The sequence below is a fragment of the Aerococcus sp. L_32 genome, from assembly GCF_050689315.1.
Genome location: NZ_JBOEQF010000870.1, coordinates 1 through 781 on the forward strand (window position 1 = coordinate 1; position 781 = coordinate 781).

The 781-nt window shown below is 37.9% G+C and carries 1 protein-coding gene and 1 pseudogene; both read left to right on the forward strand.

From position 1 onward, the window contains the following. A pseudogene (locus ACRCJ0_RS17015) lies at nucleotides 1-241 on the forward strand (3-phosphoglycerate dehydrogenase); the annotation flags it as partial. 132 nt (nucleotides 242-373) lie between these two features. Further along, nucleotides 374-781 (forward strand): ROK family protein (locus ACRCJ0_RS17020; protein WP_431391338.1); only part of this gene is annotated, 408 nt, incomplete at its 3' end.

The window sequence follows — 781 nt, forward strand, 5'->3', positions numbered from 1 at the left end:
CATTATTAACCGTAACATTCCAAACATGATTGGTAAGATTTCAAGCTTCGTGGCGGAACAAGGAATGAATATTGCGAATATGGTGAACCGTGGTCGTGATGACTTTGCATATACATTGGTTGATTTAGAGGAATTAGATTATGAGAAAGTTGAGCGTTTAGTCGCAAAATTAGAGGAGATTCCAGATATTGTTCGTGTACGTGCAATTGAACATCCAGGTCAATTCTTTGAAGAAGTTTAAATCATCAAGTAGATCATATAGCTAAAATAAATTTGTAGAGAGGTGGCCACAAAAGTGTCAGCCTCTCTTTTTATAATAGTAGCAAGTAATGTATAATATGGGAAAAGAATACAATAATGGAGGCAATTAATTATGACAAGAGATTTATTATATGGTGGCATCGAAGCTGGTGGGACAAAATTTATCTGTGCGGTTTCTGATGCCGACTTAAATATTATCGACCAAGTGCGTATTGATACAACAGTCCCTGAAGAAACTATGGGGGAGTTGAAAGCTTTCTTCGACCAATATGAAGTGGAAAGTTTCGGTATTTCATCTTTTGGGCCAATCGACATCAATCACGACTCACCAACTTATGGTTATATCACCTCAACGCCTAAATTACCTTGGCAAAATTATGATTTTGTAGGTCAAATGAAAACTTGGTATGGCAACAAACCTATCGCTTGGACAACAGATGTAAATGGCGCGTCACTTGCTGAAAATACCATGGGTGCAGCTGAGGGTGCTAACTCTTGTCTATACCTAACAATTGGAACC